Source organism: Nonomuraea sp. NPDC049486 (assembly GCF_040676925.1).
GTDB lineage: Bacteria > Actinomycetota > Actinomycetes > Streptosporangiales > Streptosporangiaceae > Nonomuraea > Nonomuraea ferruginea.
This window is the reverse complement of record NZ_JBFAPV010000005.1, coordinates 452,886-466,092: the sequence shown is the minus strand read 5'-3', so window position 1 is coordinate 466,092 and position 13,207 is coordinate 452,886. Positions and strand designations below refer to the sequence as shown.

General features: G+C 71.6%; 13 protein-coding genes. 4 read left to right on the top strand and 9 right to left on the bottom strand.

Annotated features, from left to right (window positions below):
- Nucleotides 1-16: 16 nt before the first annotated feature.
- The 7 genes from AB0K05_RS18170 to AB0K05_RS18140 all read right to left on the bottom strand — a co-directional run bounded on the left by AB0K05_RS18170 (nt 17) and on the right by AB0K05_RS18140 (nt 5,349).
- Nucleotides 17-871: a biotin-dependent carboxyltransferase family protein gene (locus tag AB0K05_RS18170; RefSeq protein ID WP_364230222.1), complete on the bottom strand. Its 855-nt coding sequence runs from the start codon at nt 869-871 to the stop codon at nt 17-19.
- Nucleotides 868-1,713 carry an allophanate hydrolase subunit 1 gene (locus AB0K05_RS18165; RefSeq protein WP_364230220.1) on the bottom strand — a complete coding sequence of 282 codons (846 nt, stop codon included), beginning with the start codon at nt 1,711-1,713 and terminating at the stop codon, nt 868-870. Before AB0K05_RS18165 ends, AB0K05_RS18170 begins: the two co-directional genes overlap by 4 nt.
- Nucleotides 1,710-1,904 carry a hypothetical protein gene (locus tag AB0K05_RS18160; RefSeq protein WP_364230218.1) on the bottom strand — a complete coding sequence of 65 codons (195 nt, stop codon included), beginning with the start codon at nt 1,902-1,904 and terminating at the stop codon, nt 1,710-1,712. The genes AB0K05_RS18165 and AB0K05_RS18160 overlap by 4 nt, the downstream gene beginning before the upstream one ends.
- Nucleotides 1,901-2,656 carry a 5-oxoprolinase subunit PxpA gene (locus AB0K05_RS18155; protein ID WP_148034384.1) on the bottom strand — a complete coding sequence of 252 codons (756 nt, stop codon included), beginning with the start codon at nt 2,654-2,656 and terminating at the stop codon, nt 1,901-1,903. Before AB0K05_RS18155 ends, AB0K05_RS18160 begins: the two co-directional genes overlap by 4 nt.
- 70 nt (nt 2,657-2,726) lie before the next feature.
- Nucleotides 2,727-3,494, bottom strand: coding sequence for a thioesterase family protein (locus tag AB0K05_RS18150; RefSeq protein ID WP_364230216.1), 768 nt, complete (start codon nt 3,492-3,494; stop codon nt 2,727-2,729).
- Between the two features lie 10 nt (nt 3,495-3,504).
- Nucleotides 3,505-5,001 (bottom strand): hypothetical protein, encoded by a 1,497-nt coding sequence (locus AB0K05_RS18145; RefSeq protein WP_148030159.1) that lies wholly within the window; start codon nt 4,999-5,001, stop codon nt 3,505-3,507.
- A 123-nt stretch (nt 5,002-5,124) separates the two neighbouring features.
- The gene (locus AB0K05_RS18140; protein ID WP_148030160.1) at nt 5,125-5,349 is read right to left on the bottom strand and encodes a hypothetical protein; all 225 of its coding nucleotides are present in this window, start codon (nt 5,347-5,349) and stop codon (nt 5,125-5,127) included.
- 153 nt (nt 5,350-5,502) lie between these two features.
- On the opposite strand from AB0K05_RS18140, the gene AB0K05_RS18135 reads away from it, so the two are divergent.
- From AB0K05_RS18135 to AB0K05_RS18125, 3 genes are all read left to right on the top strand, one after another.
- On the top strand, nt 5,503-6,072 hold the full coding sequence (locus tag AB0K05_RS18135) for an HhH-GPD-type base excision DNA repair protein (RefSeq protein WP_271279507.1): 570 nt from the start codon (nt 5,503-5,505) through the stop codon (nt 6,070-6,072).
- Between the two features lie 194 nt (nt 6,073-6,266).
- Nucleotides 6,267-8,360 (top strand): SpoIIE family protein phosphatase, encoded by a 2,094-nt coding sequence (locus AB0K05_RS18130; protein WP_148030162.1) that lies wholly within the window; start codon nt 6,267-6,269, stop codon nt 8,358-8,360.
- 241 nt (nt 8,361-8,601) lie between these two features.
- Complete coding sequence (locus tag AB0K05_RS18125) at nt 8,602-10,263, top strand: RNA polymerase sigma factor (RefSeq protein WP_148030163.1); 1,662 nt, start codon at nt 8,602-8,604, stop codon at nt 10,261-10,263.
- Nucleotides 10,264-10,323: 60 nt separating this feature from the next.
- On the opposite strand, the gene AB0K05_RS18120 is transcribed toward AB0K05_RS18125, so the two are convergent.
- On the bottom strand, nt 10,324-11,040 hold the full coding sequence (locus tag AB0K05_RS18120) for a peroxide stress protein YaaA (RefSeq protein WP_364230212.1): 717 nt from the start codon (nt 11,038-11,040) through the stop codon (nt 10,324-10,326).
- Between the two features lie 308 nt (nt 11,041-11,348).
- Here AB0K05_RS18120 and AB0K05_RS18115 point away from each other — a divergent pair, with 308 nt between their 5' ends.
- A complete protein-coding gene (locus AB0K05_RS18115; protein WP_271279510.1) occupies nt 11,349-12,125 on the top strand; it encodes a GNAT family N-acetyltransferase in 777 nt (258 codons plus the stop codon).
- A 679-nt stretch (nt 12,126-12,804) separates the two neighbouring features.
- Here AB0K05_RS18115 and AB0K05_RS18110 read toward each other — a convergent pair.
- Nucleotides 12,805-13,035 carry a hypothetical protein gene (locus tag AB0K05_RS18110; RefSeq protein ID WP_148030166.1) on the bottom strand — a complete coding sequence of 77 codons (231 nt, stop codon included), beginning with the start codon at nt 13,033-13,035 and terminating at the stop codon, nt 12,805-12,807.
- Nucleotides 13,036-13,207 lie beyond the last annotated feature (172 nt).

The following is a 13,207-nucleotide window of genomic DNA, read 5'->3' as shown; positions in this document are numbered from 1 at the left end:
CGGTTCGCACCTGACCTCAGCGGTGCGGCACGACCTTGAACCGCACCGCGTCGCCGGGGCACAGCTGGGCCGCGACAGGCAGGTCCGCGCTCGACACGACCGCGATCACCGGATAGCCGCCGGTCGGCGGATGGTCGCTGAGGAACACGATCGGCTGGCCGCTCGGCGGCACCTGCACCGCGCCCGTCACCATGCCCTCGCTCGGCAGCTCGCCCGCCCGGGCCCGCGCCGGCTCCGCGCCGCGCAGCCGCACCCCCACGCGGTTGCTGTCCTGGCTCACCGTGTACGGGGACGCGCACAGGGTCTCCAGCGCCCCGGGGGCGAACCAGTCGTCGCGCGGCCCGGGCAGCACCCGCAGCACCGGCGGCCGGGGACCGGCGGGCGGCGCCAGATCCACCGTGATCTCCCCCAGCCCCGCGCCCGGGCCGACCGGCAGCACCGTGCCCGCCCGCAGCGGCGGCGGGCCCAGCCCTGACAGCGAGTCGGTCGAACGGCTGCCCAGCACCGGCTCCACCGCGATGCCGCCGCGCACCGCGAGGTAGGTGCGCAGCCCCCACTCCGGTGTGCCCAGCCGCACCTCGGCCCCCTTCGGCACCCAGAACGGCACCCCCATGCCCGCCCCCGCCGCGCCGGACACCGGGCACGGCGCGCCCGCGAGCGCCGCCCACGCCCCTGTCAGGAAGCGCAGCCTGGCCAGCCCGAACGTGACCTCCACGCCCGCCAGCCGCTCCGGGTTGCCGACCAGCCGGTTCGCCAGCCGCAGGCTCGCCGCGTCGGCCGCGCCCGAGGACGGCACGCCGAGGTGCGCGTACCCGTGCCGGCCCAGATCCTGCACGGTCGCGTACGGGCCGGGCGCCAGAACCTCGATCATGCGACCTCGAACCGCACCCGCGTGCCGGGCCGGAACGGCGTCGGCGGCTCGGCCGACACGTCCCACACCCGCGCGTCCGTACGCCCGAGCAGCCGCCACCCGCCGGGCGACGCGCTCGGGTAGACCGCCGAGTACGGGCCGGCGATCGCGACCGACCCGGCCGGCACCGACGTGCGCGGCGTCGCCAGCCTGGGCACGTGCAGCACCGGATCCAGACCGATCAGGTAGGCGAACCCCGGCGCGAACCCCAGCCAGCCGACCACCAGCTCCCGGCCGGCGTGCCGGGACACCACCTCGTCCACCGAGATCCCGGCCGCCTCCGCCACCGACTCCAGATCCGCACCGTCGTACACCACAGGAATCGTCAACACCTCCGCACCCCCAAGAGCCGCCCCCGACCTCACCGTCGGCTCCCCACCCGCGCCCACAACGTCGAGCGGCACGGGAGTGGTCCCCTCAGCCGTACCGCGCCCCGTGGTTCGCTCGGTCGTACCGTCGCGCCCGGTGGGGGTCGTCTGTGGAGTCGCGGTGTCGTGCCCGGTGGGGGTGGTTCGCTCGGTCGTACCGTCGAGGGCTGTGCGGGGTGCTGTTGTGGTCGTGTCGTCTCGCACGGACTGGTCGTCTGACGGGACGTCGTGGCAGTGGGACAGCAGCGTCTCCAGCAGGCCGCGCAATCTGGACTGGTCGGCGCCGGGGGCCACGACGAGGACCGTCTCGGGTCCCGGCACCACTTCCAGCACCTCCGGAGGCCGCTCGGCGCGCAGGGCCGCGTCGAGCCGGTGAGAGACCTCCAGTGCGCCCGTCTCCACGAGCAGCCCGTGCTCCCCGGCCCGCCGGATCATGCGTACTCCACGACACCCGCGTCACGACTCCCGGCGAAGCCAGGCCCGCTCGCGGCGGCCACCCGGGACGGCAGTTCCGCGACCGGACGAACGGCGGGAGGCGGCGCGTCCGTCGTACGGGTGGTGCCCGCGAACCGCCCGCCACGACGGGAGGTCTCGCCGGACGCGCGGCCGAGGGCGGGAGGTGTCATGCGAACGCCTGCAGGACCACACCGGCCTCCAGGAGCCGGTCGCGGACGGCGCGGGCCAGGGCGACCGCGTCGGGCGTGTCGCCGTGGACGCAGATCGACCGGGCGGCCACCGGAACCTCGGTGCCGTCGGCGGAGGTCACCAGCCCTTCCTTCGCCATCCGCACCGCGCGCGCGGACACCGTCTCCACGTCGTGGACGACCGCCCCCGCCGCCCGCCGTGACACCAGCGTGCCGGCGGCGGTGTAGGCGCGGTCGGCGAACGCCTCGCTGACCGTCGGCACCCCGGCCGCCGCCGCCACCTCGTGCACCACCGACCCCGGCAGCGTCAGCACCGGCAGCGAAGGGTTGTAGTCGGCCACCGCGTCGACCACCGCCGCGGCCTGCTCCCGGTCGCGGCAGACCCGGTTGTAGAGCGCGCCGTGCGGCTTGACGTACGAGACCCGCCCGCCCATCGCCCTGGCGATGCCGTCGACCGCGGCGAGCTGGTAGAGCACCTCGGCGCAGAGCTCCTCGGGCTCCACGTCCATCTCCCGGCGCCCGAAGCCGGCCAGGTCGCGGTAGGACACCTGCGCCCCGATCGCCACCCCCCGGTCGACCGCCGCCGCGCAGGTGCGCCTGATCGTCACCGGGTCGCCGGCGTGGAAGCCGCAGGCGACGTTGGCGCTCGTGACGATGTCGAGCAGGGCGAGGTCGTCACCGAGGCGCCAGATGCCGAAGCCTTCGCCGAGATCCGCGTTGAGGTCGATCACCATGGGGTCCATCGTGGCTCCTCCGCGCCCCCGAGGGAGCGGATTCCGCCCTCACGGGCATGCGGAAACGCTATCAGGACGCCTCTCGCGGGGCGACGAACAGGGTCTGGGATGCCGAGCCGACCTCGCCGGCCGAGTCGTACAGCGTGGAACGGACCAGGCCGCGCCCGGACGGGCCGACGACGGTCTCCGCGTCCATGCAGATCCACTCGCCCTCGGGCGCCCGGAACAGCGAGATCACCAGGTCGACGTTGACGAACAGGTGGGTGTCGAAGTCGAGCGCGTAGCTGATGCCGTTGCCGCTGTCGGCGAACATCGCCAGCCGCTCCAGCGGGGTGGTCTCCTCGTCGCTCACCAGCGGCACCCGCGACCGGCCCCAGGCGGTGGCGGGACCGGTCTCCGCCGCGCTGCCGCGGGTGAAACGCCATTCGGTCGCGCGCCCGTACCCGAAGCCCGTCGTCAGCCACGACGGCTCGCTCTCGGACGGCGGCAAGGGCGGCGGCGGGCTGGAAGTGCCCGGCGTCCCGGCCTCGCGGATGCGCCAGGCGGTGGCCCTGACGTGCTCGCGGCCGCCGGAGGAGACGGACGCGGCCAGGCACTGCACGCGCTTGCCGTCGCGCACGACCTCGGTGCGCACCTCCAGCTCGCCCACCGGCACCGGCCCGAACACATCCACCGCGAGCCTGGCCAGATCGAGGCCGGGGCGCGGCGCGGTCCGCGCCAGCTCGTGCGCGATCAGGGCCGTGACGGGGCCGAGGTGCTGGGTGCGCGGGTCCCAAGGGCCCTGGGTGTGCTCCGTCGCGCGGTAGCGACCTTCGCTCAGGGGGATGTACATCGCCATACGGGGCAGCCTAGATCCCGTCGGGTATGTCGGCGATGTCGTCGAGGGCGGCGGCGAGCTCGTCGGGGTCGCCGCCGATCCGCTCGGCGATCTCGATCAGCACGTGCAGCACGTCGTGGCGGTCGTGGCCCAGGTCCAGCAGGCGCTGGGCGGCCTCCCACAGCTGCGGCGGGTCGCCCTCCCACAGCCGGGTGGCGATCTCCTCGTGCCAGGCGAGGTGTTCCTGGTCGATGCCGCCCACGTGGTCGATCTCCAGCAGCACCCGCCGGTCGGCCTCGTCGGCGGGGTTGAGCCGGTCGAGGTCGACGCCGTTGTGGGTGCCCTGCAGGAACGGGAACGCGAAGGCCCGCCTGGCCAGCGCCGACAGGTCGCCGTCGGGCAGCAGCCGCACCAGCAGCGACCGGTCCAGCCCGAACGAGGCGGGGTCGCGGTACGCCTCGGGGAACTTGCCCGTCGCCTCCCACACCGCGTCCAGCGTGGCCTTCAGTCCCTCGTCGGGCAGGCCCGTGCGGTGCGCGGCGAAGCGCGCCCACGCCGCCAGCACGTGCGGCATCGCCTCCTGCTCGGCCTCCGACAGCATCACCTTGCGCGGCAGCCAGTCGAGCAGGAACGTCTCGCACTTGGTCGGGCTCACCCGCAGCGGCCTGCTGAAGTCCTGGTCGCACCCGTAGTCGATGATGTGGTCGGCGCACCGGGAGGCGGCCGACGGGTCCGACAGGTGCTCGGCGTCGTCGGAGGCGAGGAACTCGGCCGCCAGCATCGCCCGCCGCTCCCTGTTGTACGGGGCCTCGATGTGGAGCGGCGCCGGCCGCTTGCGCCCCGGCGGCAGCGCCTTGAGCCGCGCCCGCGCGAAGGCGTGGTAGGCGCTGTAGCTGTCGCTGACGGGCGGTGGCGTCTTCGGCTCGCCGGTGGCCTTCATGGCCGACTCCAACAGCGCCCTGGCCTGCTGCGGCTCGATCTCCTCGAACAGCAGCATCGCGTTGCCCGCCGCCTCGGCCCTGGCCTGGTCGAGCAGCTTGTCGACCTGGGAGGACACCCAGGCGTCGCGGGCCATGCCGGACATGTTGTAGTCGACGACCATCACCAGCGCGTGGCGGTCCTGCCGGTTGCGGGCCTCGTCGCCGTTCCACCGGTAGCCGAACGTGCAGATCACCGTGTCCTGGTCGCCGTAGGCGTCGCGCGAGACGTAACAGCCGGTCGGCTTGACCGCGCCCACCCGGTCGGCCCAGCCGGGCCTGGCCACGCCGGACTCCATCATCGCCAGCGCCGCGCCCTCCGCCTTCGCGCCCTGGCGGGCGGTGCCGAGGTAGGCCAGGCAGATCAGCAGCGTCAGCGAGGCGGGAGTGCCGGTCTTGGCGGCGTAGTCGACCAGCCCTTCACCGAGCACCTGTTCGACGTCGCCACCCCGGACCCGGCTGCCCCACCAGGCGCCGATCATGTCGGAGACCATCAGCTCCGCGTCGAGCGGGCTCCGCACGGCGAGCAGCTCGCGTGCGGCTTGGACCATCTCCTTGAAGACGTCGTCAGGCGGAACGCTCTCCCGGGGGTCTCGTCGGTGTCGGCGCACGCCCTCACTCTCTCGCATTCCAGGCGCAAACGGTGCGTAGAACGCGGCCTGATGACTTCGATGTTATCGATGGCTTCGGGGCGGTGGTGCGGAGTTGACGATGGCGAGCAGATGCTCACGCGCGACGCGTTCCACGATCTCGGGCGTCGCCGTGATGCCGAGGTGCTGCGCGCACGCGCACACGTCGGCTACACACCGGTCGATGGTGTCCACCGGCACGGTGAGGAACTCTTCGGCCAGCCGTAGACTGACCGGCTCCCGCAGGAGGCGAGTGGCCAGAGCGAGCATAGGTGTCAAATTCCTCTGGAGACCGGGGGGCAAACCCCCAGGAGTGGACGCAGGCGACTTGCGCTCCCATTTCATCTTTTATCGAGGCAGTGTCAAGGCTCCGAGGCGACTGTGTTCGCTTCTCCGCGGCGGCTTTCGTGCGAAGCTGTCTCCATGCGCATCCAGCTCACGCAGCGCGCCGATGCCGACGAGCTCCTCGGCCGCAGCCCGCTCGCCCTGCTCGTCGGCATGCTGCTCGACCAGCAGGTGCCGATGGAGTGGGCGTTCACGGGTCCGCAGACCATCTCGGAGCGGCTGGGGCACGACCTGACCGCAGAGGAGATAGCCTCCTATGACCCCGAGGCGTTCGCCGCGCTGCTCGCCCAGAAGCCGGCCGTCCACCGCTACCCCAAGTCGATGGCGGCCCGGGTCCAGCAGCTCGCGGCCTACCTCGTGGCGCAGTACGACGGCAAGGCCGAGCTCATCTGGGCCGACGCCGCCGATGGCCAAGAGTTGCTGAAGCGCCTGCTGGCTCTGCCGGGTTACGGCAAGCAGAAGGCCCAGATCTTTTTGGCATTGCTCGGCAAGCAACTGGGGGTCCGGCCGCCAGGATGGCGCGAGGCGGCCGGCGCGTACGGCGAGGAGGAGTCCTACCGATCGGTGGCGGATGTGGTCGACGCCGACAGCCTGGCGCGGGTGCGTGCTTACAAGCAGGCTGCCAAGCAGGCGGCGAAGGCCGAGTAGCCTGATCTTGCTGCGCAACGTGGAGCGATTTTGACAGGATGCGTTGACCGTATGGCGGCCGGGGCTTCCGTCCGCGCATGCCCATCGCCGATGATGTACTGCAGAATCCGGTCGCCCGGAGCTGCGCTACGCCGATACACGATTATGGAGATGTGCCGCGTGGGAGACCCTGGCACGCGACGGAGGTACGGACCATGAGCGCCGAGACCTCCGTTCCCCGTCCCCGGGAGTCGGATGTGGACATCTCAGACTCCGCCCTCCTGAAGGGCCTGCTGTCCGAAGCAGAGTTCGCCTTCGCCTTCTTCGACGTCGAGGGCCGCATCCAGCGGGTCAACGACGTGTTCAGCGATCTTGTCGGCGTGCCCGCCGACCGGCTGGCCGGCCGCGCCCCCGTGGAGGCGCTCGCCGCCGACCTCAGCCAGGCCGTGACGCAGGGCGTCCAGGCCGTCATCGAGAGCGAGGGGCCGGTCGCCGAGCGGCGGCTGCGGGTCCGCTCGACCGAGGGCTCCGACCGTCACTGGTCGATGTCGTTCTCGCCGATCCACGACGAGGGCGGCGAACTGCGGGCCGTCACCCTGGTCGGGCTCGACGTGACCGAGAGCCGCCAGATCGAGGAGGATCTGCGCCGCAGCGAGGAGCGCTACCGCTCGCTGGTCGAGGCGCAGTCCCAGCTCGTGTGGATCACCACGCCGACCGGCACGGTCGCCGAGGACGCGCCGCAGTGGCGCGCCATCACCGGTCAGGGGCTGGAGGAGTACCTCGCCTACGGCTGGCTGGACGTCGTCCACCCCGACGAGCGCCCGGCCACCGAGGAGGCGTGGAAGGAGGCGCTGCGCGGCCGCACCATGTTCGAGTGGAACTACCGGGTGCGCACCCGCGCCAGCGGCTACCGCCACTTCGAGGTGCGCGCGGTGCCCATCATCCGCCACGGCCGGGTGGTCGAGTGGGTCGGCGCCAACACCGACGTGACCCCGCAGCGCGAGGCCGAGGAGATGCGCGGCAGGCTGACCGACCAGCTCGGCGCCGCCGCCCTGCGCACCGCCAGGCTCCAGGGCGCCACCGCCCAGCTCGCCGAGGCGCTGACGGTCGAGCAGGTGGTGCAGGTCATCATAGATGTCGGCCGCACGGCCCTGGCCGCGGACCGGTCCGCCGTCGCGCTGCTCGACACCGACCGGGCCGCGCTCAAGCTGATCAACGGCGAGGGCATCCCGGAGGCGTCCGGCTCCTCCGGCGAGGAGATCCCGCTGTCCCACTCCAGCGTGATGACCATGGCCGTCAACAGCCGCAGGCCGGTCTTCGCCGAGTCGCCGGTGAGCCTGAAGATGCAGCTCCTGGAGGCCGGCGGCGACGAGCAGGTGCTCGCCCACTACCTCGCCAGCAGCGACGAGCAGGCCTGGGTGGGCCTGCCGCTGCTGGCCGCCGGCCGCGCCCTGGGCGCGCTCCGGTTCTCGTTCACCAGGCCGCAGAAGATCTCCCAGGAGGACGGCGTCTTCCTGGAGGCGCTGGCCGGCCAGTGCGCACTGGCGGTGGAGCGGGCGACGCTGTTCGAACGCGAGCACCGCACCGCCGAGACGCTCCAGCGCAGCCTGCTGCCCGACCACCTGCCCGTGGTCAAGGGCCTGGAGCTGGCCCAGCGGTTCCGCTCCGGCAGCCGCCACGTGCAGGTCGGCGGCGACTGGTACGACGCGTTCGTGCTGCAGGACGGGCGGGTCGCGGCCGTCGTGGGCGACGTCATGGGCAAAGGCGTCAAGGCGGCGGCCGGGATGGGCCGCATCCGCAACGCGATGCGGGCGCTGGCGCTGACCAACCCGCCGCCCGCCGCGGTGCTGGCCGGGCTCGACCGGGTCTTCGACGCGACCGAGGAGGAAGACCAGGTCACGACCCTGGCATACATGGTCGTCGAGCCGGCCACCGGCGAGGGCACGCTCGCCCTGGCGGGCCACCCGCCGCCCGTGCTGGTCTCACCGCAGGGCACGGCGATCCTCTGCGACGCCGAGCCCGGCACGCCGCTGGGCTGGCCGACCAGCCGCCGGCAGTTCCGGTTCGTGGTGCCGCCGGGACACACCGCTGTGCTCTACTCCGACGGTCTCGTGGAGAACCGCAAGCGTGGCTTGGACGCCGGCCTGACAGAGATTTGCAGTGTTGTGACCGAAGCGCCGCCTGAGGTGGTGGCAAATCCGCACATGCTGCTGGATTTCCTGGTTGACGGGATGTTGTCGGGATATGAACAGGATGATGACGTTACTGCGCTGGCCATCCACGTCCCGGCCATCACGAAGAGTGACTGAATGAAACAGTCATAAGGGTTGCTTTCGGGTATCAGTGCCGCCCTTGCGTACGCACTACTCTCTCCGTCGGCCTAGGGTGGAGGACAACCGCCGGGAGGTGGCCGTATGGAGTGCGTGGGCGTGCCAGAATGCTGGAAGGTCCGTAGCGGTCCGCACGGCCTCACCGATCTCCGAGAGAGGCAACAGCCCCCTAGCGGGCATCTGGGTCCATTGTCGCCACGCGTTCGTTCGAGAGGTGTTCGTGTCGCCTGCAAGTTCGACTCGCTCGAAGCCACAAGAGCTGAACGAGCCCGTCATTCAGCGACTGCTCGAGCGTGGGCGCTCGCAGGGTTTCCTCGAGTCTGAGGATGTCCGTCAGGCCTTCGAGGAGGCGGACATCCCCATGTCGCACGCCGCCGCGTTCTTGCGGAACCTCAGCAAAGAGGGCGTGACCGTGGTGGTGACCGCCGCGGATTCGGCTGCGCCGAAGAAGAAGTCTCGAGGTTCAGCAAAGCGCCAGACCGCCGCGCCCGTCAAGAGCAAGACGGCGGCGGCCGCCAAAGAGCAGCAGCCGGAGACCGTGACCGCGGTCGTCGGCACCGCCGAAGCCGAGCCCGCGCCGAAGAAGCCGGCCCCCGCCAAGAAGGCCGCTCCCGCGGCCAAGAAGGCGGCCCCGGTCAAGGGCGCCCCCGCCAAGAAGGCCAAGCCGGAGAGCGCTGGGCCTGCCGAGACCAAGCAGAAGACCTCCGACGGCGTCAAGTCCGAGGTCGACGACGACGACATCGAGCTCGACGGCGACGTGGAGCTGGAAGACCTCGAAGACATCGAGGTCGACGACGAGGAGATCGTCGCCGAGGGCGACTCCGAGTCCGAGGGCGACTCCGACGACGACACCGAGGACGAGCCGAAGGCCGAGACCGCCCCGGTGGTCAAGGAGAAGAGCGAGGACGAGGTCCTCATCCTCTCCGATGACGACGACGACGCGCCCGTGGCGCAGGTCGCCGCCGCCGGAGCGACCGCCGACCCGGTCAAGGACTATCTGAAGCAGATCGGCAAGGTCCCCCTGCTCAACGCCGAGCAGGAGGTCGAGCTCGCCAAGCGCATCGAGGCGGGCCTGTTCGCCGAGGAGCAGCTCGCCAGCGACGGCGACGGCCTCCCGGTCGACGTCCGCGCCGAGCTGGAGTGGATCGCCGAAGACGGCCGCCGGGCCAAGAACCACCTGCTGGAGGCCAACCTCCGCCTCGTGGTCTCGCTGGCCAAGCGCTACACCGGCCGCGGCATGCTCTTCCTGGACCTGATCCAGGAGGGCAACCTGGGCCTGATCCGCGCGGTCGAGAAGTTCGACTACACCAAGGGCTACAAGTTCTCCACCTACGCCACCTGGTGGATCCGGCAGGCGATCACCCGGGCCATGGCCGACCAGGCGCGGACCATCCGCATCCCGGTCCACATGGTCGAAGTGATCAACAAGCTGGCCCGCGTCCAGCGGCAGATGCTCCAGGACCTCGGCCGCGAGCCGACCCCGGAGGAGCTGGCGCGCGAGCTCGACATGACCCCCGAGAAGGTCGTCGAGGTCCAGAAGTACGGCCGCGAGCCGATCTCCCTCCACACGCCCCTGGGCGAGGAGGGCGACAGCGAGTTCGGTGACCTCATCGAGGACTCCGAGGCCATCGTCCCGGCCGACGCGGTCAGCTTCACGCTGCTGCAGGAGCAGCTCCACTCGGTGCTCGACACCCTGTCGGAGCGCGAGGCCGGTGTGGTGTCGATGCGCTTCGGCCTCACCGACGGGCAGCCCAAGACGCTGGACGAGATCGGCAAGGTCTACGGGGTGACGCGCGAGCGCATCCGGCAGATCGAGTCGAAGACGATGTCCAAGCTCCGCCACCCGTCCCGTTCGCAGGTTCTGCGCGACTACCTCGATTAGGCCGACGCGCGGGAAAGGGCACGGCCACTCGCGGGCCGTGCCCTTTCCGCTGCCCGGCGTTCAGGGCAGGAGGACGTCGAGTCTGCCGCCCGTGAGCGTCACCTGGTAGCCGAGGTCCTCCAGGGTCTTGACCAGCTCGTCCGGGGTCTCCGGCGCGAGCCCGCTCTCCAGGAGCCGCCTGGCGACCTCGCCGCGGGTGGCCTTGGCCATGTGGCTGACGACCTTGCCGCCCTTGAGCACCCGTACGGACACGCCGCGCGAGCCCGGCCGCCAGGCGGCCGCGTACGCGGAGGAGCGCAGGTCCACCACCAGCCCGGGCAGCCGCTCCAGCTCCGGGGTGATCAGGGGCCTCCAGAATGCCGCCAGAGGGCCGATCGGCGGCAGACTGACCCCCATGGCCAGCCGGTAGGGCGGGATGCGGTCAGCGAGCCGTAGCACGCCCCACAGGCCCGAGAAGATCAGCACGTGCTCCTCGGCCCTGGCCCGGGCCTCAGGGGAGAACTCGCTCAGGGCCAGGTTGTCGTACAGCACCCCGGTGTAGAGCTCGCCGGCGGGTAGCGTCGGCGCCGTCTGGAGTTCCAGATTTTTCGCGAGTTCCGGTGCCAGGCCGGGGGACAGCCCGAGCACCTCCAGGGCGTTCCGCCGGCGGGACGCGCGGACGAGGGCGTTCAGCACCCGCTTGCGGGGGCGGTCCAGCTTGGGGAACGACAGGTCGCCGACGGGCGGCCCGTCGCCTGCCGGAGCCTTGCCCTCCGACGGGGGCAGCAGAATGAGCACGTCCCGCAGCTTACTGGCGGTGAATCGCCGCTGTGCCTGGTCAGGGGGGTGGTGGCGACCTGCTGGGCCGATTTCCGCCACTCACGTCCGGGGGTGGTGCCGGGGAGGTGCGGATCCGTTCGGCCGGTTCCCGTCACCGGGGTTCGGCTGGGGGTGGTGCCGGGAGGTGCGGGTCTGCTGGGCCGGTTTCCGTTACCGGGGTCCGGGCGGGGGTGGTGCCGGGAGGTGTGGGTCCGCTGGGCCGGTTTTCGTTACCCGCGTCCGGCTGGGGGCGGTGGCGGGAGGTGCTGGTCAGCTAGGCTGCGCGGGTGGATGTCGATCTTCTGGTGGACGGGGCGTGGCCGGCCTGGGAGCGGCGGGTGCTCGGCGGCTGGGTGTTGCGCTACGCGGGAGGTGTGACGAAGCGGGCGAACTCGGTGCTCGCCGTGGGGGAGCCGCCTGTGCCGGATGATCTTTTCGCCGCCATCCGGGTCGCCGAGGAGTTCTACGCGGAGCGCGGGGCTCCGTGCGCCTTCTCGATCGGCGCCGGCGCGCCGCCGGGACTGGACCGCGCGCTGGACGCGCGTGGGTACGCGCTGGTGGATCCCACTGTCGTGATGTCCGGCACGATCTCCGGTGAACCCGTGGTGCCGGTACGGGTCGAGCCGCGGCTCTGGCGGGGCTGGCTGGAGGCGTGGTGGGAGGTCGACGGCCGCTACGGCACCGGGCTGGAGGCGGCCGAGCGGATCGTGACCGGCGTGCCGGCGCTCTACGCGGCCGTCGAGGAGGACGGGGCTCCGGTGGCCGTCGGACGGGGCGTGCCGCAGGGCGACACGCTCGGCGTCTACTGCATGGCCACGCTGCCGTCGGCCCGCCGTCGCGGCCTGGCCCGTGCCGTGCTGCGCGCCCTGGCCGTTGAGAGCGGGATGCGGAGCGCGTACCTGGTCGTCACGGAGCGCAACACGGCCGCGCGGAACCTCTACCGGAGCGAGGGCCTGGAACAGAAGGGCGGCTACCACTACCGTGTCCGCTCAACCACGGACCCGCGCCCTCCGGCCCCGGAAGCTGGCGCCGCGCGTGTCCGGTCGCGGACGGTGGGTGCGTGATTTGTGCGGGATCGGCCTTAGACGTCCGGCGTGTGCGGCGCAGGTGTCCGGTCCCGGATGGCGGGTGCGTGATTTGTGTGGGTTCAGTCTGGGGCGTCCGTTGTCTGCGGCGTTCGTGTCCGGTCCCGGGCGGGTGGGGGACTCGTACGAGTGCAGTTTCGGGGATCCGGCGCACACGCCTCGCCCGCCCGGTCGCGGACGGCAGGTGCGTGACTCGTACGGGTTCGGTCTGGGGCGTCCGGCGCACGCGCCTCGCGTGTCCGCTTTCGAACGGAGGGTGCGTGACTCGTGCGGGTGTTTCGGGCATCCGGCGTGCCGCACGTGTCCGCGCCCAGAGGTGGGATGTGGGCCGCATGGGGCGAATGCGTGCGCGCCCGGCCCTCGTGCGGCGGGAGCGTCATATGCCCGGCCTTGTGCGGCGGGAGTGTCACATGTACGTGCTCGTGCGGCGGGAGCGCATACGTACGTGCTCGGCTTGGGGAGCCCGGAGCGTGAGCCGCTCGTGTTCGTGCGCGGGTGCCGGGGGTGTGCGCCGCGTGTGGCCGCCGGCGGGCCCTGTGGGCGTGCTGCTGTCTGGGCGGAGGGCGGGCTGGGTCGTGGAGGCAAGACGGCGATCCCGGTTGAGCCGGGATCGCCGTCTTGTCGAGATATATGTGGTTATGTCATCACGGCGAGCACGTCAGCGCTCGTCGTTGGGGCTTATCTTCGGTGTTTCGCTGAGACGTGCCGACTCGTCCAGGATGTCAGCGCCCTTCTCGCGCAGCGCCGCGATGTGCTTACGCCCATGGTGGGCGCAGAACAGCAGCTCCCCACCTACCGGCAGGGTCGCGCGAATGTACGCCTGGGCACCGCAACGGTCGCAGCGGTCGAGGGCCGTCAGCGGCTTAACGGGGGCAAGAGCTCCAGTCACGTATCGCCTTTCGGGTCACCCCCGCCGAAGCGAGGATCTGGCGTCAGTCACTTGGAACAACATCTAACCGGACGTGGACGTTCCCAACCCACAGGTCTCTACGCCCAGAGCGGAATGTGTCCGAAAGTAATGGGGATCACCCTGCTGGTAACGGCAAACATGGCGCCATGGC

What these genes read in the sequence shown, in the direction of transcription:
- AB0K05_RS18140 (WP_148030160.1), bottom strand. Translation starts at nt 5,349, where the DNA reads ATGCTCGCTCTGGCCACTCGCCTCCTGCGGGAGCCGGTCAGTCTACGG.
- AB0K05_RS18145 (WP_148030159.1), bottom strand. Translation starts at nt 5,001, where the DNA reads ATGGTCCAAGCCGCACGCGAGCTGCTCGCCGTGCGGAGCCCGCTCGAC.
- AB0K05_RS18160 (WP_364230218.1), bottom strand. Translation starts at nt 1,904, where the DNA reads ATGACACCTCCCGCCCTCGGCCGCGCGTCCGGCGAGACCTCCCGTCGT.
- AB0K05_RS18165 (WP_364230220.1), bottom strand. Translation starts at nt 1,713, where the DNA reads ATGATCCGGCGGGCCGGGGAGCACGGGCTGCTCGTGGAGACGGGCGCA.
- AB0K05_RS18170 (WP_364230222.1), bottom strand. Translation starts at nt 871, where the DNA reads ATGATCGAGGTTCTGGCGCCCGGCCCGTACGCGACCGTGCAGGATCTG.
- AB0K05_RS18150 (WP_364230216.1), bottom strand. Translation starts at nt 3,494, where the DNA reads ATGGCGATGTACATCCCCCTGAGCGAAGGTCGCTACCGCGCGACGGAG.
- AB0K05_RS18155 (WP_148034384.1), bottom strand. Translation starts at nt 2,656, where the DNA reads ATGGTGATCGACCTCAACGCGGATCTCGGCGAAGGCTTCGGCATCTGG.
- AB0K05_RS18135 (WP_271279507.1), top strand. Translation starts at nt 5,503, where the DNA reads ATGCGCATCCAGCTCACGCAGCGCGCCGATGCCGACGAGCTCCTCGGC.
- AB0K05_RS18130 (WP_148030162.1), top strand. Translation starts at nt 6,267, where the DNA reads ATGAGCGCCGAGACCTCCGTTCCCCGTCCCCGGGAGTCGGATGTGGAC.